The organism is Stenotrophomonas sp. SMYL41 (assembly GCF_036319965.1).
Taxonomy (GTDB): domain Bacteria; phylum Pseudomonadota; class Gammaproteobacteria; order Xanthomonadales; family Xanthomonadaceae; genus Stenotrophomonas; species Stenotrophomonas maltophilia_R.
In genome coordinates, this window is record NZ_JAWIRX010000004.1 from 114250 (window position 1) to 136424 (window position 22175).

Here is a 22175-nt window from a genome sequence, read left to right on the forward strand (position 1 = left end):
GAAGCGTCCGCAGGCCCGCCCGGGGACCCCGAGGCGTGTCGGTTTTCCCCCGCCAGCGTGGCCTGTCCGCTCAAAGGCCGGGGCTGCCCCGGTTGTCCAGGCAGCCGCCCCGGCAGACACCACGGGCGACGGTCCGATATGCAACGTTTTTCAGAGCGGGATCTGTTGAAGGCCCGGGGCATTCCCCGCGCAATGCCCCGGATCAAAGCCTTGCATGGACCCGCCCTGGTGATTTCCCCGCACAGACCCTGCCCTCTCCCGCCCCACCCGCCGGGCTCCCTGCCTGCGAGGCTGCCGCTGGCCATCATCGGTGCCGGCCAGGCCGGGTTGTCCCTCAGTGCGCTGCTGCAGGAGGCCGGCGTCGAGCATCGCGTGCTGGAGGCCGAAAGCGTGGGTGCCAGCTGGCAACGGCGTTGGCACTCGTTCCAGACCAACACCGCCAACGCAACGATGGCCCTGCACGGCCACGCCTACGCAGGCGCAGACCCGGAAGGCTTCATGGGCGCCGCGGAGGTGATCCGCCGGTTGCGCGAGTATGCCGACGAGCGCTCGCTGCCGATCAGCGAAGGTTGTGAAGTACAGCGGGTCACGCGTGAGCATGATGGCTATGTGATCGACAGCAGCCAGGGGTGGATCCACGCCCGCGCGGTGGTGGTCGCTACCGGTGAATACCGCCGCGCCCGGATGCCACGGGCCCCGTTCGCGCCCGGGCCGGGCCTGGCGGTGCTGCACTCGGGGGACTACCGCAGTGCCGATCAGTTGCCCGATGGCGGCGTGCTGGTCATTGGCGGTGGGCAGTCCGGTGCGCAGATCGCCCAGGACCTGCGCGACAGCGGGCGCAGGGTTTACTGGTCTCTGGCCCAGCGTCATTCGCATACCCGCCGGCTGCGCGGCAAGGACTCGATGACGTGGTGGGACATGGCCGGGCGCATCCACCAGCACGTGGGCGAAACGGCCGGCGTACTGGCCGGCGAGCCGGATGCGCTGCGCAAGGCGCGGACCGCCGAATTTCCGTTGATTTCCGGCAAGGGACGCAACGGGCGGGGCAGCTCGATCAGCCTGATGGCAATGCATCGGGAAGGCATCACGCTGTTGGGCCGGCTGCAGGGCCTTGAGGGGATCATCGCCCGCTTCGCCGACGTTCGCCCGCAGCTGCAGGCCGCAATCGAGGCCACGCGGGCCGAGTACGACTACCTCGATTCGCTGGCCAGTGCGTACTACGCCACGCGGCCCGAGCCGCGCACGGACGATGCCCGCTACATTCCAGAAGAGGTCTATCTGCACTGGGAACCGGACGCCGCCCCACGTGAACTGGACCTGCAGGCGGAAGGCATCCGCTCGGTGGTGCTGGCCACCGGCTTCGCCGCCGAATGGCCCTGGCTCGACGTGGAAGGTGTGCTGGATACGTACGGCTATCCGCTCGGCGAGTTCGGTGTTTCCCCGCAGCCGGGGTTGTTCTTCATCGGCATGCACAACCTGCAGCGGATGAGTTCGTCGTTCCTGTGCAACGGCGGCCGCGATGCGCGCGACCTGCTGCCCGCCATCCTGCGGCATCTTGGCCGGGGCGGCGGTACCGCTCCCGGCCAGGGGTGAAGCGTTCCGCCAGGCATGGCCCGGCGGCGCCCGACCGGCTTATCGGCCGGTCTTCACCTCGGTCCACAGCCGGGTGTAGAGCTTGTCGGTCTCCGGCGTGTTGATCGAGTAGGTGAACATCTTCTCGGCCACGTCGGCCGGCGGGTAGATCGTCGGGTCGGTGCGGATCGCCTCGTCCACCAGCGGCGTCGCGGTCGGCACCGGGTTGGCGTAGTGGATGAAGTTGGTGTTGGCCGCAGCAACCTTCGGTTGCAGCAGGTAGTTGATGAAGGCGTAGGCGGCTTCCGGGTGCTTGGCATCCTTCGGGATTGCCAGCATGTCGAACCACTGCGGTGCACCTTCCTTCGGGATCGAATAGGCCACGTGCACGCCATTGCTGGCTTCCTCGGCGCGGTCGCGGGCCTGGATGATGTCACCCGACCAGCCGACCACCAGGCAGGTACCGCCGTTGGCCAGCGAACCCACGTACTGGGAGGAGTGGAAGTTCTGCACGTACGGGCGGATCGACTTCAGCAGGTCGGCGGCCTTCTGCAGCTCGGCCGGGTCGCCGCTGTGCGGGTCCAGGCCCAGGTAATGCAGCGCGATCGGGATCATGTCCGCCGGCGTGTCCAGGATGGTCACGCCGCAGTCCTTCATCTTGCTGATGTTCTCCGGCTTGAACACCAGGTCCCAGCTGTTGGCGATGTCGGCGCTGCCGCCGAAGCGCTGCTTCAGCATGTCCACGTTGTAGCCGATGCCGGTGGTGCCGATCATGTACGGCACGCCGTACTGGTTGCCCGGATCCTGGGTGGCGATGCGCTTCATCACCGCCGGATCGAGATTGGCCAGGTTCGGGATCTTGCTCTTGTCCAGCGGCAGGAACACGCCGGCCTGGATCTGGCGACCGAAGAAGTTCAGGGTCGGCACCACCACGTCGTAGCCGCTGTTGCCGGCCAGCAGCTTGGTCTCGACCATCTCATCGCTGTCGAACACATCGTAGGTCACCTTGATCCCGCTCTCCTTCTCGAAGGTCGGAATGGTGTCCTCGGCGATGTAATCGCTGTAGTTGTAGACGTTCAGGACCTGGCTGTCCTGCGCGCCGCCGTTGCCACCGCCACAGGCGGCAAGCATGGCGGAGGCCAGGCCGAGCGTGAGGATACGCAGCTTCATCGGGTGCTCCAGAATGCGGGAAGGGGGGCCGGCGGGGCCGGCGACGGGTGCCAGCCTACCCCCCGGCGGCGGATTTTTCTATTCCGGATGCTCAGACGTTCAGCAGCAGGAACTCGCGCTCCCACGAGCTGATCACGCGGAAAAAGGTCTCGTATTCCTTGCGCTTGACCGAGATGTAGGCCCGGCAGAAGCGCTCGCCCAGCAGCGCCTGCAGCTCGCTGCACTGCTCCAGCCCGTCCAGCGCCTCGCCCAACGAGCGCGGCAGGTTGTACCCCAGTTCCTTGGCGCTGCCAGTCACCGGCGCATCGGGTGCCAGCCGCTCGCGGATGCCGAGCAGGCCGCAGGCCAGGGTCGCGGCCATCGCCAGGTAGGGATTGGCATCGGACCCGGCGAAACGGCTCTCCACACGCATGTTTTCCGGCGTATCCAGCGGCACGCGCAGGCCGCAGGTGCGGTTGTCGAAGCCCCAATGGACGTTGCTCGGCGAGACTTCGCCGAACACCAGCCTGCGGTAGGAGTTCACGTTCGGCGCGAAGAACGCCATGGCCTGCGGCGCGTACTTCTGCAGGCCGCCCAGGTAGTGGCCGAACACCGGGCTGAACTCGCCCTCGGCATCGGTCTCGCCGGCGAACACATTGCTGCCGTCGCTCACCCGCACCAGGCTCTGGTGGATGTGCATGGCACTGCCCGGTTCGTTCTCCATCGGCTTGGCCAGGAACGTGGCATAGACACCGTGGCGCATCGCTGCCTCGCGCATGGTGCGCTTGAACAGGAACACCTGGTCGGCCAGGTCCATCGCATCGGCATGGGTGAAGTTGACTTCCAGCTGCGCCGCTCCGGATTCGTGGATCAGCGTGTCCACGTCCAGCTTCATCGCATCAGCGTAGTCGTACATCAGGTCGAGGATCGGGTCGAACTCGTTGACCGCATCGATCGAGTACGACTGCCGCGCGGTTTCCGGGCGCCCGGAACGGCCAGCCGGCGGCAGCAGCGGGAAGTCCGGGTCGGTGTTCTTCTGCACCAGGAAGAACTCCAGTTCCGGCGCCACCACCGGGCGCAGGCCCAGCTCGGCATAGGCTGCCAGCACGCGACGCAGCACGTTGCGCGGCGCCAGCTCGTGCGGCTCGCCGTTCTTGGTGTAGCAATCGTGGATGACCTGCGCGGTGGCATCGGCCGCCCACGGCACCATCCGGACCGTGTCCGGATCGGGGCGCAGCATCATGTCCGAGTCCGACGGTGACGTCAGCTCGTAGTAGTCGTCGGGAAACTCGCCGGTGACGGTGGTGGCGAAGATGCCTTCGGGCAGGCGCGTACCGTAGTCGTGCGAGAACTTGTCGGCGGGAATGATCTTGCCGCGCGCGTTGCCGGTGATGTCCGGCACCAGGCATTCCACCTCGGTGATGCGCCGCTCCTTCAGCCAGCGCAGCAGCGTGCTTTCCTGCGGTGCGGGGGGCGTGGCCGTCTTGCGCGGGCGCGTTCGGGAACTCATCGGGAATCCAGTCGGTTCTGTTGGTGCTGCCGGCAAGCTTGGCCGAATGCACGGAAAATAGCGTGATAGAACGGCGCCTGCATGACACGCCACTCCGGGTGCCACTGTACGCCGAGCACGAAACGATGGTGCAGGCTGCGTGCCGCTTCGACCAGCCCATCGTCGGCCACGGCTTCCACCTGCAGCCCCTGCGCCAGGCAGGCGACACCCTGCCCGTGCACCGAATTGACCTGCGCGCGGTCAGTGCCGTGCCACTGCGCCAGCCAGCCATCGGCGGCCAGGGCCACACCATGGGCCGGCCCATACTGCACGTCCACCGGCGCCTGCGGGTCTTCGCGGTGGTCGGCCAGGCCGGGCACCGCATGCACCTGCGGATGCAGGTTGCCACCGAGCACCACATTCAATTCCTGGAAGCCGCGGCAGATCGCCAGCACCGGCAGGTCCAGCGCCAGCGCCTCGCGCAGCAGCGCAAAGGCATTGGCATCCCGAGCGGGGTCGTGCGGATTGCCTGGCCAGCTACGGCCACCCTCGTAGTGCTGCGGTTCGATATTGCTGACCGCGCCGGTCAACAACAGGCCATCCAGCCCCTGCAGCCAGTTGCCGGCCGGCAGCGGTGGCTGCAGGCTGGGCAACACCACCGGGGTCACCTCGGCCGCCTCGGCCAGCGCGCGAACGTACTTCTCGCCGGCCATCGCGAAACGGTGATGGCCGAGCACGGTACTGTCGGTGGGCAGGCCCACCCAGGGCAGGGGGCGCATGGGAAAACTCCTTGGCGTGCCCACACGTTACCCGTCGCCCGGCGAACGCGGCAAGTCGTCGCCGTCACACCATGGCCGTCGCGCATCGGCGAAACTAGGCGGGTGAATGCTGATCGTCCTCCCCCGCTCTCCCCGCCCGCACCGCGCCCGCGAGGCCTGCAGTGAGCGCCGTCTTCCCGCCCAGCTGGTACGCCGCCAGCCTGCCCGAGCCGGCCGCGCTGCCCCCTTTGCAGGGTGATGTGCAGGCCGATGTGGCGGTGCTCGGCGCCGGCTACACCGGCCTGACCGCCGCGCTGGAACTGGCCGCCCGTGGCCAGCGCGTGGTGCTGTTGGAAGCACAGCGGATCGGTTGGGGCGCGTCCGGTCGCAACGGTGGCCAGGCGCTGGTGGGCTATGGCTGCGAGGTGGACGAACTGGAGCGCCAGCTCGGCCGTGATGACGCGCGCCACCTGTTCGACTGGTCGCGCGATGCGGTGCAGGCCATGCGTACGCGCATCGACCGCCATGGCATCGACTGCCACTGGGTGGAGGGCCATGCCAGCGTCGCCATCCGCGAACGGCATGAGCGCGACCTGCGTGCCAACTGCGAGCACCTGCAGCGCCACTACGACTACCCGATGCAATGGTGGGACCGTGATGCCCTGCGCGCGCAGCTGGAAAGCCCGCGCTACCGCGCCGCGATGTTCGATCCGCTCAGCGCGCACCTGCAACCGCTGGCGTATGCACGCGGCCTGGCCGATGCGGCGCGCGCGGCCGGCGTGGTGATCCACGAGAACTCCGCAGTGACCCGCGTGCAGCGCGGACCACAGCCGTCCCTGCATACCGCCCAGGGCAGTGTGCGCGCTGCGCATCTGGTCGTGGCCGGCAACGCCTGGCTGCAGGGCCTGCTACCCGAGCTGGAACGGCGGATCATGCCGGTCGGCACCTATATCGGCGCCAGCGAGCCGCTCGGCGCCGAGCGTGCCCGCGCCCTGATCGGCAACAACATGGCCGTGGCCGACACCGCCTGGGCACTGGATTACTTCCGCCTCAGCCACGACCACCGCCTGCTGTTCGGCGGCCGCGCCAGCTACTCGGCGCTGCCCCCACCCGGCCTGCGCGGGGTGATGCAGCGGCGCATGCACCAGGTGTTCCCACAGTTGGCCGACGTGGCACTGGACCAGGTCTGGGGTGGTTATGTGGACATTACCCGCAACCGCGCGCCGCATTGGGGCCGGCTGGACGGCAATCTGTACTTCGCGCAGGGGTTCTCCGGCCATGGGGTGGCCGCCGCCGGGCTGGCCGGCGAGGTGATCGCCGCCGCCATTGCCGGCCAGAGCGAGCGCCTGGACGTGTTCCAGCGCCTGCGGCATGCGCCCTTCCCCGGCGGCCGGCTGCTGCGGATGCCGCTGCTGGTGACAGCGATGTCGTGGTACAAGCTGCGGGATGCGTTGTGGTGAAGATTCTGCATCTCCACCTGTATTGAACGTTCTGACAAACGTACCGCAGCGCTGATCGTGCTGCACACGTCACAGAATTTCACGCAACATCTGTGATGGATGGCTGGACAATTTCCTAAATGCGCAGCTGTGCAATTGCATAATCGTTCGCAGACCGATACCGTCCTGAGAAACCGGGCCCCGCGGCGAATGGATGCTGACAGGGGACACGTAGGAGAAGGGGACGTGCGATTGGACTGGTGGAAAGAAGGATTGTTGCTGAAGGTGCGCATTCGTCCGGCTGGCCTGATGCTTGCCTTGCTTTATGCAGTTGCCTACTGGGCAACCCGACAGCTGTCGCTGGATCAGTTCTATTTGCCAGCCGGCATCCGGGTGGCAGCCGTGCTGTTGTGCCCGCCGCGCCTGTGGCCCTACCTGCTGTTGGGCGAATATGCGTACTTTGCACAGTCCCGCGTGCCGATGATCGAGAAGTACGGCCTGACATGGGTCATTGTTGCCTCCGCGTTCCTCATGCCAGCGGTGATGCTGATTGTGAAGCTGCAACGGCGACTGATGGCGGAGTCGCAGACGATCGGCCTCCTGTTGATTGCCGCCGCTTCCAGCGTCGTTGTTACTCTGCTCAACCTCAGCTTTTCCCATCTGCTCTGGCCAACACCCCCTTCCACGCCCTTCCTGACCAATGCCGCGCGCTTCAGCGTGGGTGATTTCATCGGCATTCTGACGGTGGCCCCCATCGCCATGCTGTGGGCGCGACAGGACGTGGCACAGGAGTGGAACGCTCGACGAAAGACGCCGATGCTGGCAGCACTTTCATCGATGCTGCTGATCGGGATAGCAGCGGCTCAACTGCCCGCAGACTGGATTGCATTGAAGGCAACCTTCCTGCTGCTGTTGGCACTCCCAGCGGCCGCACTTACCTGCCTGTATGGCTGGAGAGGTGCTGCCCTTGCAGTGCCGGTGCTCAACATGGTCATCGGCCTGACCACGCCCAACACCCATCCAACCGCATTCGATCCGGCAGCCTTCATCACCCAGCAGATCATGGCGATCAGCGGCATCGTATTGCTGCTGCTCGGATCACGCATCACCCACTTCTACCATCGTTACAGGCTGCGCGAGATGGGCGAAAGGGACGCCATCCATCTTGCGAGGAGCTCGCAATTGGCCAACGAGATGGAGCTGCGTGAACGTGCCCTGCACCTTCGCAGGCTCGGCGACGGCATTGATACGTCGCTGGTTGAGCTGGCCGACTGGCTCAAGGCCCAGGGACATCACGCAGTGGCCAGCAGCCTTCTGCATACCTCGAACGTACATTCGCGGCTCTTTCGCGAACAGACAAGCATGGTCTACCCCTCGGGCCTGGAGCATCTTGGGCTTTACGTGGCCTTGCAGGCTGGTGGCATCCGTGAGTCATGGAAGCTGACGGAACGCGTTCTCCGCCCGGACCTGAAAGGCGACCCCTGCAACCTGAGCGTGGAACTGCAGTTGGCCGCCTACCGGACACTGATTGATGCGGTCTCCATTCTTCTCAAGCATGAAGGCGGTCAGATTCGCATTCGTGCAAGATGCGGCGGAATGGGCTCCAGGCGCGGAATCCTCATGGTCGTGTCACTGCTGGAACAGCGTAGGCACCTTTCCCAGCAGACAACCATGGCAGCGTTCGAGCGACTGACCGGGCGAACCCTTCCCTATGACGGGACCGTTGACTGCTATCGCAACCGGGTCAGGATTCTGTTCCTCGACCGCGAGACCAAACTTGAGACAGCGCCCAGTGCTCCATCGCGGTACAGCTGCCCCGCACCCTCTGCGCTGCAGTAGTACCTTTCACATTCACGCGACCGGATCGAGCCAGCGCAACAGAATGGCATAAGCATCTCGCACATCCCCCTGGTCCCGTGCGTCATGGGCACCCGGCGAACACCGGGTACCCACGCGGTCTGATACTGAAGCTCGCCGATATCCCGGCAACAGGCAGTATCAGGGTGCCTCGACCGCCCACAACACATCAGCTCCGCTTGCATACCTGACCAGCGTGAATGCGGAGGCCCGATAGACAACCGTTCTGGTGGCTTTGGCGGGAACAGGCAGGCGCTGCTCCGGCAACGACACCTTCGCAGATGGGTCACCTGCCGGCAGCACCCAGAACGTGCCGGCAGCATTGCCGATCACGATGTGCACGTGCCCCGCGAGATCGTTTACCTGGAAATAATCCATGCCATCGCGCTCGAACCCATAGACCAACCAGCCGGGATCCACGCTCAGGTCTTGTGCCTGCGGAATCGACTGGCCGAGCCCTTGGCCGGCCATCTTGATTCCATGGTCGTCACTCGGGGCAAATGCAAAAACGGATACAGGCACCAACATCAATGCACCAGCAAATGCATGAATTCGGAAACTTCTCACACTAACCTCCAGGTTGGATGCAATACGGATCAAGAAGGATGCTACCGCCAATCGCATCAGCATATACCGGGCGCACTCCATAGTGCCTATCGGACATAATCGACTGGATCGATGCAAACCCATGTCATGCCGAAGCTGCGTCCGAAATCGCCAATACCCGCAGTGAAATCCGCCGACGGTGCGGGCCAGGGGCATCTGCGACAAAGACCTGGACAAGCGCGTGCAACAGCAGGATATCGTCGTTTGTGTGATGGCGAACACAGCGGACAGCATCAACCGCCGAGTGTGGCTGGTGCAGCGGCTGGAACGCGATCGACACGTGGACGCGCTGATTGTGGATGATTCACCGTCCGCAGGTGGCCATGCCGCCGCACTGCTGAGCGTGTCGCCATGAAGCGTGGGAAGCCGCCGATTGCAGCGCATAAGGGAGGCCAGGCACGTCGATTGCGCCCGTCTCCAACTGTCGCTAGTGTCTGCAGAAATGACCAGCCATCATTGGCCGGGAGACAAGAGGCGGGGGCTTGGACCGATTCAAAGAAGCAATTGAACTGAGCTTCCGGATCCGACCCGTCGGAATCGCGCTCGCGGCCGCCTACGCCCTGAGCTGCCTTGTCTCGCGTCAGTTCTCGCTGGATCAGTTCTTCCTGCCCGCGGGCATCCGGGCAGCGGCACTGCTGATCATCCCGACCCGCCTGTGGCCCTACCTGCTACTTGGCGAGTATGCGTACTTCGCAACCCTGCGCATCCCCATGATCGACAGCTACGGGCTGGACTGGGTCATCCTGGCGTCGACGCTGCTGATGCCGATGGCGATGCTGGTGGTTTACCTGCACCGGAAAAAAATGCCGTCCGAGGCAGCCACGGGCCTCTGGCTGCTTTCGTTGTCGATCTGCACCGCCATGTTCGTCCCTGCTCTCAATCTGAGCATTTCATATGTTCTCTGGTCGAATCCGCCGCCGAGCAACCTGCTGGACGCGGTCGATCGGACGATCTTTGGTCACTTCGCCGCCATCATCACCCTGGTGCCATTGGCATTCCTCTGGTCGCGACGGCACGCCGACCCAGGTTGGGCCCATCGTTTTGTCACACCCACCGTCTCGGCGATCCTGGTGATGCTGGTGCTGGGGCTGTGCATGCAGCTGACAAGCGTCAGCGCCCACACCACGCGGACGCATATGGTGCTGCTGGCCGCCCTGCCCGCCATCGCCCTGACCTTCATGCATGGCTGGCGTGGCGCGGCCATCGCGATTCCGCTGTTGAACCTTCCACTCCATTTTGCCACCCCCAGCACCGGCCTACCGTCCTCGTTCGACCTGGGCACGTTTGCCACCCAGCAGAACATGGCCGTGATGAGCGTCGCGCTGCTCGCATTGGGATCCAGCATCAGCTATCACCATCAACGCGCGCAGTCACGAAGCCTGGCAGAGGAAACCACGTTGCGCCTCGCACGCAGCTCGCACCAGACCAGCGAGCGCGAGCTGCGCGAACGTGCCTCCCATCTCAAGCAGCTGGGCGAAGGGATGGACAGCTCGCTCGGCGAGATGGTCAGCTGGCTGAAGGAACAGGGGCATCATGCGGTGGCCAACAGCCTGCAGCACGCCTCATCCGTGCACTCGCGGCTGTTCCGTGAACAGGCCAGTCTGGTGTACCCGACGGGGCTGGAGCAGGTTGGGCTGTACATCACGCTGCGGGTTGGCGGCGCATGCGAAAACTGGAGCAACACCCATCGCGTGATTCCGCCACGGCTGGAGGGCAACCCCTGCCTGCTGACTGTGGATCTGCAGCTCGCCATCTATCGCTCGCTGATCGAGGCGGTGTCGCTGCTGCTGGAGTTGGAATCGGGACAGGTCAGCGTGCGCGCCCGGAGCGGCCAGACAGGCGATCGCCGCGGCATCTTGGTGGTCGTGGGCCTGCTTGATCGCGGTTGCACACTGTCGAACCGGACCGTTCGGCAGGCCACCGAGCGCCTGGCCGGCCGGATAATGGCCTACGGCGGCACGGTGCATTGCCGTGGCAACCGGCTCCGGCTCGTCCTGCATGAATCGATTGCGGGTACATCGGCGGCATCCGCATCGCCTGCCTGATCGGGGAACGACGCGCAGGGCATGCTGCTCCGCTAAAGTTGCGCCCGAAACCGCCGCTATCCGTGCCGAGCCCTCCTCCGTGAGCCACCGCATCATGCCCGTCCTGCCGCAGGCCGCCGTCGATGGCGACCTGGCCGATCCGCTGCCGCAGCGGATCCTGCTGGTCGAAAACTCCCGTGCCTTCACCGGCATGCTGCGAGAAGCCATCGAGCAGCGCCTGGAACTGCCGGTGGTGATCGCCTCCACCCTGGCCGAGGCCGATCGCCTGCTGAGCGAGGATGGCGGCTGGTTCCTGGTGCTGACCGGGTTGGTGCTGGCCGACGGCGACCGCGATGCGGTGGTTGAGTTCTTCCTCAAGCGCGGCCTGCCCACCGTGGTGGTCAGCAGCGTCTACGACGAGGACCTGCGCAAGCGCGTGCTGCAGCAGCAGATCATCGACTACGTGCTGAAGAATACCCCGGGCAGCATCGACTACCTGGTGTGGCTGGTGCAGCGGCTGGAACGCAACCGCCGCATTGCCGCGCTGGTGGTCGACGATTCGCCGTCCGCGCGCGGCTATGCCGCCGCCCTGCTGCGCATGTATGGCCATGAGGTGCACGAGGCCGCTGACGGCAACGAGGGCCTCGCCGCGATCGAGGCGCATCCTGCGATCCGCCTGGCGGTGGTCGACCAGGAGATGCCCGGCATGCAGGGCGTGGAATTCACCCGCCGCCTGCGCACCCTGCGCTCGCGCGACAAGGTGGCGGTGATCGGCATTTCCGGCAACACCGACGCCTCGCTGATCCCGCGCTTCCTGAAGAACGGCGCCAACGATTTCCTGCGCAAGCCGTTCTCGCGCGAGGAATTCTTCTGCCGCGTCTCGCAGAACGTCGACCAGCTGGAACTGATCGGCACCCTGCAGGACCTGGCCACCCGCGATTTCCTCACCGGCCTGCCCAACCGTCGCTGTTTCCTGGAACAGAGCCAACGCCAGCTGCCGCAGCTGCAGCTGCACGGCCAGTGCGTAGCGGTGGCGATGATCGACATCGACCACTTCAAGCACATCAACGATACCCACGGCCACGAGGCCGGCGACGACGCGCTGCGCGCGGTGGCCGGTGCGGTGGCCGCGCACGCCCGTAGCCAGGACCTGATCGCACGCTTCGGTGGCGAAGAGTTCTGCCTGCTGGTGCCGGACATGGAACAGGATGAGGCACTGCAGTACTTCGAAGAACTGCGCCAGCGTATTGCTGCGCTGGAAGTGGACATCGGCGCCGCCACCCTGCGCATGACCGTCAGCATCGGCCTGTGCTGCCTGCGCCCGCAGCGTGATGCACTGCACCGGCTGATCTCCGAAGCCGACCGCCAGCTGTACCTGGCCAAGGCCGGTGGCCGCAACCGGGTCAGCTGCACCACGGTGGCCAGCCCGCTGCGCCCGCGCGAGCCTGCCCTGCCCTGACCGGCCCGCTTTGATCCAGATCAACGCCGTTCCCGCACGGCAGCCCTACAGTCGGCCCCGACATAGGCATGAAGGGGAGCCGGGGATGGCACTACTGGTCTGGCAGGACGATCTGAACATCGGCATCGATGTGATCGACCAACAACACCGCCGCATCATCGAGATGCTCAACCACCTGCACGTGGCGCAGGCCAGCCTGCAGCGCGCGGCGGTGGGCGAAGTGATCGACGAGGTGGTCGACTACACCATGTCGCACTTCGCGTTCGAGGAAGAGCTGATGGAGGAAGCGGGCTATCCGTTCTGTGCCGCGCACAAGCGTGTGCATGAGGTCTTCATCAAGCGGGTGTCGGAATACCGCATGCGTTTCCAGGCCGGCGAAGACATCAGCGACGAACTGCGCACCATGCTCTCGCGCTGGCTGTTCAACCACATCCGCGGCGATGACCAGGCCTACGCCGAACAGGTCAAGGCGCACCTGAACCAGTTCGCCCGCGAACACCAGGGCGGCGGTTGGCTGGGGCGCACGCTCAAGCGCTTCTTTGGCTGAGCCGCAGCGCGCGCCGGTGCAGTGCCACCAGCGCGCACAGGGTCGCTGCCGCAGTCAGGCACAGGTAGTAACCGACCGCAACCAGGCCGAAGCGTTCGGCCAGCCAGGTGGCCAGGTACGGCGCCGGTGCCGCACCCAGAATGCCGGCCAGGTTGAATGACAGCGAGGCGCCGGTGTAGCGCACTTCCACCGGGTAGATCTCGGCCAGGAAGGTACCGCAGGGGCCGTAGGTCAACCCCATCAGGAACAGGCCCAGGCACAGGAACGCCGTGACCAGCCCGGGGCTGTGCGGCTGGAACAGCGGTGCGAACAGCACGCCGAAACCGATGATCAGCACGCTGGCCACGATCATCGTGCGGCGCGTGCCCCAGCGGTCGCCATAGCGCGCCGACAACGGGATGCCCAGCGCGAAGAACAGCATGCCGGCCATCTGCATCAGCAGGAACTGCTCACGGCTGTAGCCCAGTACCGCCGTGCCATGGCCGAGACTGAATACGGTCATCAGGTAGAACAGCACGAAGGTGGCGAACGCGCCCAGCGTGCCCAGCAGCATCGGCACCGGATGGTCACGCAGTACCGTCCACATCGGCAGCCGTACCGGCGCCTTGCGTTCGAGCGCCTTCTTGAAATCCGGTGTCTCGTGGATATTCAGGCGCACCCACAGGCCAAGGCCGACCAGCAACGCGCTGGCCACGAACGGAATGCGCCAGCCCCACTGCAGGAAATCGGCCTGGCTCAGGCAGCGGCCGAGCACCAGGAAGATGCCGGCCGACAACAGGAAGCCGAGCGGTGCGCCCAGCTGCGGGAACATGCCGTACCAGGCGCGCTTGCCCGGTGGTGCGTTCTCGGTGGCCAGCAGCACCGCCCCACCCCACTCGCCGCCCAGCCCCAGGCCCTGGCCGAAACGGCACAGCGCCAGCAGCGCCGGTGCCCACAGCCCGATCTGCGCATGGGTGGGCAGCAGGCCGATCAGCACCGTCGACAGGCCCATGGTCAGCAGCGCAGCGACCAGGGTAGCCTTGCGGCCGATGCGGTCGCCGAAATGGCCGAACACCGCCGAGCCCACCGGGCGTGCGATGAACGCCACCGCGAAGGTTGCCAGTGACTGCAGCAGGGCAGCCTGTTCGCTGCTGTCCGGGAAGAACAGGTGCGGGAACACCAGCACTGCGGCCGTGGCGTAGATGTAGAAATCGAAGAACTCGATGGTGGTGCCGATCAGGCTGGCCAGCAGGACACGGCGGGGAGAATTCACGGGCGGCGCGGCAGCGGTGATCGTCGACATCGGCAACACGGGTAACGGCGGATCGCCCGATTCTGCCACGGGCCGATGGCCGCACGGGGCGATGGTTTCAGCCGACACCGATGCCAACCAGGATGGCAGGCGCCATTCTTCTGCAGCGTCGAGCAGCCGCGTCGTTACAGCTGGATCCAGGTGGCCTTGATCTCGCTGTACTTGTCGAACGCATGCAGCGATTTGTCCCGCCCGTTGCCGGACTGCTTGTAGCCTCCAAACGGTGCGGTCATGTCGCCGCCATCCCAGCCATTCACCCAGACGCTGCCGGCACGCAGCTGGCGCGCCACGCGATGGGCACGGCCCAGATCGCGGGTCCACAGCCCGGCGGCGAGGCCGTAGCGGCTGTCGTTGGCCAGGCGCACCGCTTCGGCTTCGTCATCGAAGCCCAGCACCGCCAGCACCGGCCCGAACACTTCCTCGCGCGCCAGTGCCTGGTCCGGGCTCACCTGGTCGAACACGGTGGGCTGCACATAGCAACCACCTGCCTCGACCTCGGCGCGATGACCGCCCAGCAGCAAGCGGGCGCCCTCGCTTTCGGCACGCGCGATATCCCCCATCACCTTGTGCAGATGCGCGGCATCCACCAGCGCGCCCATCGGTGCGTCGGCGTCCAGCGGGTGGCGCGGCTGCATGTGCTGGCCGTAGGCAACCACCTGGTGCACGAAATCCTCGCGGATCGAGCGCTGTACCAGCAACCGCGAACCGGCGGTACAGACCTCGCCCTGGTTGAAGAAGATACCCTGTGCCACGGCCTTGGCCGCCGCGTCCAGATCGGGAGCGTCGGCGAACACCACGTGCGGGCTCTTGCCGCCACACTCCAGCCAGACCCGCTTGAGGTTGGACCGGCCGGAATACTCCAGCAGCTTTGCGCCGGTGGCGGTGGAACCGGTGAACGCCAGCACATCCACGTCCATGTGCAGGGCCAGCGGTTCACCGACGCGCGCACCGTGGCCGGGCAGCACGTTCAGCACGCCCTCCGGCAGCCCGGCCTCGACGGCCAGCGCCGCCAGCCGCAGCGCACTCAGCGGCGACCGCTCCGAAGGCTTGAGCACCACCGAGTTGCCCATCGCCAGCGCCGGCGCGATCTTCCAGCAGGCCATCAGCAATGGGAAATTCCACGGCACGATGGCCGCCACCACGCCCGCCGCCTCGCGGGTGACCAGTCCCAGTTCGTGCGGACCGGTGGGCGCGATCTCGCCATACAGCTTGTCCACGGCCTCGGCAGTCCAGGTCAGGCAGCGCACCACGCCGGGCAGGTCGATACGGCGGGCGTCACGCACGGGCTTGCCCATGTCCAGGGTTTCCAGCAGCGCCAGTTCATCGGCGTGCGTTTCAACCAGTGCGGCCAGTGCCTGCAGTACGCGCTTGCGGTGGGCCGGACTGGCCTGTGACCAGTGCCCCGCCTCGAAGCTGCGCCGCGCGGCCAGTACCGCACGTTCCACGTCCTGCGCGTCGCAGTCGGCAACCGCCCCCAGCACACGTCCGTCGATCGGGCTGATGCAGTCGAAACGGGCACCGCTGGCCGCATCGACATAACGGCCGTCGATGAAGGCCTGGCCGGGTATCGACAGCTGAAGCGCCAACGCCTGCCAGTGGCTGCGGTCGGGGAAATCGGCCATGGGAAGCTCCAACATTCAACGAGCCTTGGTTATACCGGGACCGCCGCGACTCCATCGTGACGCGGCTGCGCTACATTCGTCGCATCGGACCCGATGGAGCTGGCATGAAGCGTCCCGAAAGCGACCTGCACGACCTGGCCACCCAGCGCCCTGAGTCACTGGACGCGTACTGGATGCCGTTCACCGCCAACCGCCAGTACAAGGCCGCCCCGCGCATGCTGGTACGCGCCGAAGGCATGCACTACGAAGATGTCGACGGCCGCCAGATCCTCGACGGCACCGCCGGCCTGTGGTGCTGCAATGCTGGCCACGCACGACCGCGCATCGTCGAGGCCATCGTCGAGCAGGCACGCACCCTCGACTACTCGCCGGCCTTCCAGATGGGCTCGCCGCCGGCCTTCGCGCTGGCGCAGCGGCTGGCCGCGCTGGCACCTGCCCCGCTCAACCATGTGTTCTTCACCAGCTCCGGGTCCGAGGCGGTGGATACCGCGATGAAGATCGCGCTGGCCTATCACCGCCAGCGTGGCGAGGGCCAGCGCACCCGCTTCATCAGCCGCGAGAAGGCCTACCACGGGGTCGGTTTCGGCGGCATGGCGCTGGGCGGACTGCCCAACAACCGCAAAGCGTTCGGCCTGCAATTGGGCGGCGTCGACTACCTGCGGCATACCCTTGACCTGCAACGCAATGCGTTCAGCAGGGGCCTGCCACGCCAGGGCGCGGAGCTGGCCGACGACCTGGAACGACTGATCGCGCTGCATGATGCCTCGACGATTGCCGCCGTATTCGTCGAACCCATCGCCGGGTCGGCCGGGGTGATCCTGCCCGCGCCGGGCTACCTGCAGCGCCTGCGCGAACTGTGCGATCACCACGGCATCCTGCTGGTGTTCGACGAAGTCATCACCGGCTTCGGCCGGGTCGGCATGCCGTTCGCTGCGCAGCGCTTCGGGGTCACCCCGGACCTGCTGACCTTCGCCAAGGCGGTCAGCAACGGTGCAGTACCGCTGGGCGGCGTGCTGGCCAGCGACGCCGTGCATGCAGCCCTGATGCAGGCGCCGCCACAGGCCATCGAGCTGTTCCATGGCTATACCTATTCGGGCCATCCGCTGGCGTGCGCCGCAGCGCTGGCCACGCTGGAGGTCTATGCCGAGGAACGCCTGTTCGAGCGTGCCATCGAACTGGGCGAATACTGGCAGGAACGCCTGCATGCCCTGCAGGGCCTGCCCAACGTGATCGACATCCGCAACTTCGGGCTGGTCGGCGCGGTCGAACTGGCGCCGCGCCGCGATGCCCCCGGCAGCCGTGGCTACGAGGTGTTCCGGCGCTGCTTCCACGATGGCCGCCTGCTGGTGCGCTGTACCGGCGACATCATCGCGCTGTCGCCGCCCCTGATCGTGGACAAGGCGCAGATCGACCAGATCACCGGCACCCTGGGCGAGATGATCCGGGCCACCGCCTGAGCCCTGGCCCGGGGTAGCGAGCGGGTACAATGGGCGGTTCCGCTCCTGCTCGCTGCCGTGCCCATGGATATCGTCGTCAAAGAAGAACTGAAGGCCTACATCGACCCGCTGACCGCGGACGAACATGACGCGCTGGAGCGCAGCATCCTGGCCGAAGGCTGCCGCGATGCACTGGTGCTGTGGGGCGATGTGCTGGTCGACGGCCACAACCGCTTCGGCATCTGCCAGAAGCACGGCCTGCCCTTCAACACCGTGCAGAACACCCGCTTCCAGAGCATGGAAGACGTGCACCTGTGGATGATCGAACAGCACCTGGGCCGGCGCAGCGTGTCCGACTTCCAGCGCGGCGTGCTGGCGCTGCGCAAGCGCGACATCCTGGCCGCCCGCAAGCAGGTCGAGCAGGCGCAGCTGCAGCGCGAGAGCGACGGCACCGCCGACGTCGTTGAAGACGCGGGTGAGGACAACCCGCCGTGGGAACCGGCACCGAAGATCAGCCGCGCCGAGCTGGCCCGCGAGGCCAAGCTGAGCACCAGCCAGGTCGGCATGATCGAACGCATCCATGCCCAGGCCGCGGCCGAGGTGGTGGAAGCGGTGAAGGCCGGCGTGATCTCGATTAGCGCTGCCGCCGCCGTGGCCGACCTGCCGGAAGACGAGCAGCGTGCCGCCGCCGCCGGTGGCAAGGACGAGCTGAAGCAGGCCGCCAAGCGCGTGCGCGAGTCCAAGCGCAAGCCGCGCGCGCCAAAGCCTGAACCGGCCGAGATGGACTTCGAGGAAGCGGACGAGGAGCAGATCGCCAGCCGCGACGCGGAGGTTCTGTCGGCGCTGGAGCAGCTGGGCGAGGATGCACCGGCACTGCGCCGCCGCGTGGTCGCGCTGACCCGCGAGAACGACACCCTGCGCGCGCAGCTGGCCGCGCTGCGCAAGCAGCTCGAAGCACTCTGAACCAGCGGGTAGTGCCGGCGCTGGCCGGCAACCCCATGAACGTTCCGGGTGCGTTGCCGATGCCGGCCAGCGGCTGGCACTACCCGTTGCTCATCCGCTGGCAGGTAGACTTCAGGCATGACGCCTGCCCACGATCCGCGCCGCGCTCAGCTGCGGCGCCTGAAAGCCCTCGCGCTGGGCCTGCTGCTGTTGATGCTGGCCGGTTTCGCGGTCAGCCACTGGCAAGGCGAACGCGGTGTCTGGGCCTGGGTCTCGGCGTTCTGCGAGGCCGCAGCCGTGGGCGCACTGGCCGACTGGTTCGCCGTCGTTGCCCTGTTCCGGCGGCCGATGGGCCTGCCGATTCCGCACACCGCGATCATCCCGCGCAGCAAGGAACGCATCGGCGACAGCCTCGCCCTGTTCGTGCGCGACCAGTTCCTGGAACCGCAGGTGCTGCTGGCCAAGCTGCAGGTGTTCGATCCGGCCAGCCGTCTCGGCAGTTGGCTGGCCGACCCGGCGCGCTCGCGGATGCTGGCCGACATGGCCCGTGGTTGGGCCCTGCAGGCACTGAACTTCTTCGACGAAACGGCGGTGCGCCGGCAGCTGCATGCCTTCGTGGTGCAGCAGTTGCGGCAGTGGAATGCCGCCGCCACCGCCGGTGAGCTGCTGGCCCTGCTGACCGCCGACGGGCGCCACCAGCGCGTGCTGGACGAGGGCCTGCAGCGCCTGGGGCGCTGGCTGGAGCAGCCAGAGGTGAAGGAACGCGCCTCGCAGCTGATCGTGCGCTACATCCAGCGCGAATGGCCGACGCTGTCGAGCACGGTGAACTGGGTCAAGCCGATCGACGAGATTGGCGACAGCCTGGCCGAGCGCCTGGCGCGGGCAGTGCTGGAAGAGCTGCAGCAGGTATTGGCCGAGCCGCAGCACCCGCTGCGCCAGGATTACGAAAGCTGGCTGCAGAACTACGTGCAGCGCCTGCGCGAGGACCCGGCCCTGGCCGAGCGCATCGAACAGCTCAAGCAGGAAATGATCGACCACCCGGCCCTGCAGGAGTACGTGCAGGGGCTGTGGGCGCGCATCCACGCCGGCCTGCGCGCGGACCTGCAGCGCGAGGACTCGGCGCTGGTCGGCCACCTGCAGCGCAGCCTGGCCTCGCTGGGCAGCAGCCTGCAGGCCGACCCGGCCCTGCGCGAGGCCATCAACCAGCACCTGCTGGAGGGTGCGCAGCGCCTGACCGGCCGCCTGCGCGAGGGCGTGACCACGCATATCGCGCAGACCGTGAAGAGCTGGGACGAGCGGCACCTGGTCGAGCAGCTGGAACTGAGCGTGGGCCGCGACCTGCAGTTCATCCGCTTCAACGGCACACTGGTAGGCGGGCTGATCGGCCTGTTGCTGCATGCGGCGACGGTGGTGTTCAGGTTCTAGGAACCCATCCGGCTGTCGATGCACGCCCTGCGTGGGGAGAATCCGTCACGCTTGATTAACGAAATGCGAATGCCTATCATTTGCTGATCGGTTGTACGCTTAGCCAAGCGGGGCACGGAAGCACGCACCCACCCGCCCCTTCGCCCGTGTACATCCCCCGACTACCGGGTCGCCCGCACCAAGCGGGCGGCGCACCGTCGATGGGACTCGCGGGGCGGCGTGCGCGAAGCACGCGGCGGCTGCGTCTGCGCATTCCATCGCCTGTTTCGTCCTGCATGGAATCGCACCGATGGCAACGCCGCTGAACCTCCCTCGTCCCACTCTGCTGGCCCTGGCCGTGACCGCACTGATGATCGCCCCGCTGGCCCACGCCGACGGCACTGCCGATCCTTCCGCGCGCACGCTGGATACGGTCCAGGTCACCGCTGACGGCGATATCGTCGACAGCTATACGGTCAAGCGTGCCAGCACGGCCACCAAGCTTGGCCTGTCGCTGCGCCAGACGCCGCAGTCGATGACCGTGGTCACCCGCCAGCGCCTGGACGACATGGGCCTGTTCTCGCTGTCCGATGTGATGGGCCAGGTCACCGGCGTGGCGGTATCGGTCACCGACAGCGAGCGCATCAACTACGTCTCGCGCGGCTACAACATCACCAATTTCCAGGTCGATGGGATGCTCAATACCTTCGGTGGCTACATCAAGACCAACACCGACAGCGTGATCTACGACCGCATCGAAGTGGTGCGCGGCGCAACCGGCCTGACCACCGGTGCCGGCGATCCCTCCGGCACCATCAACTTCGTGCGCAAGCGTCCTACCGACAGCTTCCAGATGAGCGCCAACCTGACCCTCGGGCGTTGGGGCAACCAGCGCCTGGAGGCCGACCTCGGTGGCCCGGTTGCGCTCGACGGCCGCATCCGCGCGCGCGTGGTGGCGGCCAAACAGCAGAGCGACTCGTTCCGCGATGTCTACAAACTGGACAAGGACGTGTTCTACGGCATCGTCCAGGCCGACATTACCGACACGACCCTGCTCGAGGCCGGCTACGAGTACCAGTCGCCGCGCACCACGGGCGTGACCTGGGGCGTGGTGCCGTACTGGGGGTCCGATGGCCAGCCCGCCAACCTGCCGCGCTCGACCAACCTGTCCGCACGCTGGAGCAGTTGGCCAATCATCGAAAAGAGCGCATTCGCACGCCTTGAACAGCAGCTGGGCAACGGCTGGACCGCGAAGGCCGCCTATACCCGCTCCAAGCGCGAAACCGACGGTGCGGTGTGGTACGGGGCCTCCGGCTACCCGAATGCCGATGGCAGCGGCATCAGCGCCTTCGTCGGCAGCTTCGGCGAGAACGGCGACATGCAGGTGTTCGACTTCAACGTCGGTGGTCCGTTCCGGCTGTTCGGCCGGGAACACGAGCTGGTGCTCGGTTTCGGCCAATCGGTGCGCAAGGGTGAAGTGCCTGCCACCGACACCGCTGCCTACCCGGACAGCTACACCCGTGTACCGGATTGGCACCGCTGGAACGGCGACGTCGCGCCGCTGCAGGTCACCCGCCTGGGCTATCTGGCTTCTGAAGACGAATTGCGCCAGCGCGCGGCCTATCTGGCGACGCGCCTGCAGCTGGCCGATCCGTTGACCGCGGTGCTCGGCGCGCGCTACGGCAGCTGGGAAACGCGCACCTGGAACTACACCCATGACGCCGCCGGTCGCCTGACCGATACGCGGCGCGGCGGCTACAAGCCGGACGACTCGCTCACTCCGTATGCCGGCTTCATCTACGACTTCAACCGCTACTTCAGCGGCTACGTCAGCTACACCGACATCTTCCAGCCGCAGAACTACCGTGACCGGGACAACAACTATCTTGAACCGGTGGTCGGTGACATGTGGGAAGCCGGCGTCAAGGCCGAGTTCTTCGACGGTCTGCTGAATGCTTCCGCGGCCGTGTTCAAGGGCCAGAAGGACAACGTTGCCGAGCTCGATGACTCGGTGCCGGAAAACTCGCTGCCGGGAGGGGCCAGTGCCTACCGCTCCACCGGCAAGGGCAACAAGGTCAAGGGCTGGGAGATCGAAGCACAAGGCAGCCTTGGCGAGAACTGGAACCTGGCGGCCGGCTTTACCCACACCGTCAGCCGCAATGCGCAGGGCGTGCGCCAGAACACCGTCATCCCGGTCGATCTGTTCCGCCTCAACGCCAGCTGGCGACCGGGCGGCGCTGAAGGCCGCTTCTGGCTGGGCGGTGGCGCCACCTGGCAGAGCGGTATCTGGAGCCTGAGCAACAAGCCGCGTGCGGATTTCCTGACCAGCGGCAAGCGCGACCGGGTGGCAATCGAACAAGGCGACATCTACCTGCTCAACCTGTCGGCGGGCTATCGCTTCAACGAGAACTTCACCGCGCAGGTGAACGTGAACAACCTGCTGGACAAGAAGTATTACAACCGCGTCGGTTTCTATGACGGCGTGTTCTGGGGCGAACCGCGCAATGTGACGATGACACTGCGCTGGAAGCTCTGATCCTCGATGGATGGCACCGGTTCTGCGACCGGCGCCCGGCCACG

At 66.3% G+C, this 22175-nt stretch carries 17 protein-coding genes; 11 read left to right on the plus strand and 6 right to left on the minus strand.

The genetic code is table 11. The annotated features are described in order from the left end of the window. The first annotated feature begins 192 nt into the window (after positions 1 to 192). Complete coding sequence (locus tag V3B30_RS06410) at positions 193 to 1593, plus strand: NAD(P)-binding domain-containing protein (protein ID WP_262084469.1); 1401 nt, start codon at positions 193 to 195, stop codon at positions 1591 to 1593. Positions 1594 to 1632: 39 nt separating this feature from the next. On the opposite strand, the gene V3B30_RS06415 is transcribed toward V3B30_RS06410, so the two are convergent. The 3 genes from V3B30_RS06415 to V3B30_RS06425 all read right to left on the minus strand — a co-directional run bounded on the left by V3B30_RS06415 (position 1633) and on the right by V3B30_RS06425 (position 4989). After that, entirely contained in the window at positions 1633 to 2742 is a 1110-nt protein-coding gene (locus V3B30_RS06415; protein ID WP_014646565.1) for a polyamine ABC transporter substrate-binding protein, read from the minus strand. A 91-nt stretch (positions 2743 to 2833) separates the two neighbouring features. Next, entirely contained in the window at positions 2834 to 4231 is a 1398-nt protein-coding gene (locus V3B30_RS06420; protein ID WP_014036577.1) for a glutamine synthetase family protein, read from the minus strand. Further along, positions 4228 to 4989 carry a gamma-glutamyl-gamma-aminobutyrate hydrolase family protein gene (locus V3B30_RS06425; RefSeq protein ID WP_262084470.1) on the minus strand — a complete coding sequence of 254 codons (762 nt, stop codon included), beginning with the start codon at positions 4987 to 4989 and terminating at the stop codon, positions 4228 to 4230. Before V3B30_RS06425 ends, V3B30_RS06420 begins: the two co-directional genes overlap by 4 nt. Positions 4990 to 5150: 161 nt before the next feature. On the opposite strand from V3B30_RS06425, the gene V3B30_RS06430 reads away from it, so the two are divergent. Together V3B30_RS06430 and V3B30_RS06435 are read left to right on the plus strand one after the other, a co-directional pair. Next, on the plus strand, positions 5151 to 6428 hold the full coding sequence (locus V3B30_RS06430; protein ID WP_315973644.1) for an FAD-binding oxidoreductase: 1278 nt from the start codon (positions 5151 to 5153) through the stop codon (positions 6426 to 6428). A gap of 225 nt (positions 6429 to 6653) precedes the next feature. Next, complete coding sequence (locus tag V3B30_RS06435) at positions 6654 to 8246, plus strand: MASE1 domain-containing protein (RefSeq protein WP_262084471.1); 1593 nt, start codon at positions 6654 to 6656, stop codon at positions 8244 to 8246. A 159-nt stretch (positions 8247 to 8405) separates the two neighbouring features. On the opposite strand, the gene V3B30_RS06440 is transcribed toward V3B30_RS06435, so the two are convergent. Then, positions 8406 to 8894 carry a hypothetical protein gene (locus V3B30_RS06440; protein WP_087922044.1) on the minus strand — a complete coding sequence of 163 codons (489 nt, stop codon included), beginning with the start codon at positions 8892 to 8894 and terminating at the stop codon, positions 8406 to 8408. 157 nt (positions 8895 to 9051) lie between these two features. Between V3B30_RS06440 and V3B30_RS06445 the strand changes: the two genes are divergently transcribed. From V3B30_RS06445 to V3B30_RS06460, 4 genes are all read left to right on the plus strand, one after another. Beyond that, the gene (locus tag V3B30_RS06445) at positions 9052 to 9225 is read left to right on the plus strand and encodes a hypothetical protein (protein WP_157804594.1); all 174 of its coding nucleotides are present in this window, start codon (positions 9052 to 9054) and stop codon (positions 9223 to 9225) included. A 127-nt stretch (positions 9226 to 9352) separates the two neighbouring features. Beyond that, positions 9353 to 10915 carry an MASE1 domain-containing protein gene (locus V3B30_RS06450; RefSeq protein WP_262084472.1) on the plus strand — a complete coding sequence of 521 codons (1563 nt, stop codon included), beginning with the start codon at positions 9353 to 9355 and terminating at the stop codon, positions 10913 to 10915. Positions 10916 to 11009: 94 nt separating this feature from the next. Then, positions 11010 to 12353 carry a diguanylate cyclase gene (locus V3B30_RS06455; RefSeq protein WP_100471810.1) on the plus strand — a complete coding sequence of 448 codons (1344 nt, stop codon included), beginning with the start codon at positions 11010 to 11012 and terminating at the stop codon, positions 12351 to 12353. A gap of 85 nt (positions 12354 to 12438) precedes the next feature. Next, complete coding sequence (locus V3B30_RS06460; protein ID WP_100471809.1) at positions 12439 to 12900, plus strand: bacteriohemerythrin; 462 nt, start codon at positions 12439 to 12441, stop codon at positions 12898 to 12900. Here the strand turns inward: V3B30_RS06460 and V3B30_RS06465 are convergent. Further along, complete coding sequence (locus tag V3B30_RS06465) at positions 12881 to 14182, minus strand: MFS transporter (protein WP_100471808.1); 1302 nt, start codon at positions 14180 to 14182, stop codon at positions 12881 to 12883. The genes V3B30_RS06460 and V3B30_RS06465 overlap by 20 nt on opposite strands. Before the next feature lie 134 nt (positions 14183 to 14316). After that, positions 14317 to 15813 carry an aldehyde dehydrogenase gene (locus V3B30_RS06470; protein WP_262084473.1) on the minus strand — a complete coding sequence of 499 codons (1497 nt, stop codon included), beginning with the start codon at positions 15811 to 15813 and terminating at the stop codon, positions 14317 to 14319. A gap of 104 nt (positions 15814 to 15917) precedes the next feature. Here V3B30_RS06470 and V3B30_RS06475 point away from each other — a divergent pair, with 104 nt between their 5' ends. From V3B30_RS06475 to V3B30_RS06490, 4 genes are all read left to right on the plus strand, one after another. Beyond that, entirely contained in the window at positions 15918 to 17270 is a 1353-nt protein-coding gene (locus tag V3B30_RS06475) for an aspartate aminotransferase family protein (RefSeq protein WP_262084474.1), read from the plus strand. A 63-nt stretch (positions 17271 to 17333) separates the two neighbouring features. Further along, positions 17334 to 18212 (plus strand): plasmid replication/partition related protein, encoded by an 879-nt coding sequence (locus V3B30_RS06480; protein WP_262084475.1) that lies wholly within the window; start codon positions 17334 to 17336, stop codon positions 18210 to 18212. Between the two features lie 117 nt (positions 18213 to 18329). Continuing rightward, positions 18330 to 19616, plus strand: a complete 1287-nt coding sequence (locus tag V3B30_RS06485) for a DUF445 family protein (RefSeq protein ID WP_262084476.1) — start codon at positions 18330 to 18332, stop codon at positions 19614 to 19616. Between the two features lie 289 nt (positions 19617 to 19905). Then, positions 19906 to 22131, plus strand: coding sequence for a TonB-dependent siderophore receptor (locus tag V3B30_RS06490; protein WP_262084477.1), 2226 nt, complete (start codon positions 19906 to 19908; stop codon positions 22129 to 22131). Positions 22132 to 22175: the final 44 nt, after the last annotated feature.

Bases quoted from the DNA above. Each gene is read 5' to 3' on its own strand.
- V3B30_RS06470 (WP_262084473.1), bottom strand. From the start codon at position 15,813: ATGGCCGATTTCCCCGACCGCAGCCACTGGCAGGCGTTGGCGCTTCAG.
- V3B30_RS06415 (WP_014646565.1), bottom strand. From the start codon at position 2,742: ATGAAGCTGCGTATCCTCACGCTCGGCCTGGCCTCCGCCATGCTTGCC.
- V3B30_RS06485 (WP_262084476.1), top strand. From the start codon at position 18,330: ATGACGCCTGCCCACGATCCGCGCCGCGCTCAGCTGCGGCGCCTGAAA.
- V3B30_RS06490 (WP_262084477.1), top strand. From the start codon at position 19,906: ATGGCAACGCCGCTGAACCTCCCTCGTCCCACTCTGCTGGCCCTGGCC.
- V3B30_RS06480 (WP_262084475.1), top strand. From the start codon at position 17,334: ATGGATATCGTCGTCAAAGAAGAACTGAAGGCCTACATCGACCCGCTG.
- V3B30_RS06455 (WP_100471810.1), top strand. From the start codon at position 11,010: ATGCCCGTCCTGCCGCAGGCCGCCGTCGATGGCGACCTGGCCGATCCG.
- V3B30_RS06440 (WP_087922044.1), bottom strand. From the start codon at position 8,894: ATGCTGATGCGATTGGCGGTAGCATCCTTCTTGATCCGTATTGCATCC.
- V3B30_RS06410 (WP_262084469.1), top strand. From the start codon at position 193: ATGCCCCGGATCAAAGCCTTGCATGGACCCGCCCTGGTGATTTCCCCG.
- V3B30_RS06475 (WP_262084474.1), top strand. From the start codon at position 15,918: ATGAAGCGTCCCGAAAGCGACCTGCACGACCTGGCCACCCAGCGCCCT.
- V3B30_RS06460 (WP_100471809.1), top strand. From the start codon at position 12,439: ATGGCACTACTGGTCTGGCAGGACGATCTGAACATCGGCATCGATGTG.
- V3B30_RS06425 (WP_262084470.1), bottom strand. From the start codon at position 4,989: ATGCGCCCCCTGCCCTGGGTGGGCCTGCCCACCGACAGTACCGTGCTC.
- V3B30_RS06465 (WP_100471808.1), bottom strand. From the start codon at position 14,182: ATGTCGACGATCACCGCTGCCGCGCCGCCCGTGAATTCTCCCCGCCGT.
- V3B30_RS06420 (WP_014036577.1), bottom strand. From the start codon at position 4,231: ATGAGTTCCCGAACGCGCCCGCGCAAGACGGCCACGCCCCCCGCACCG.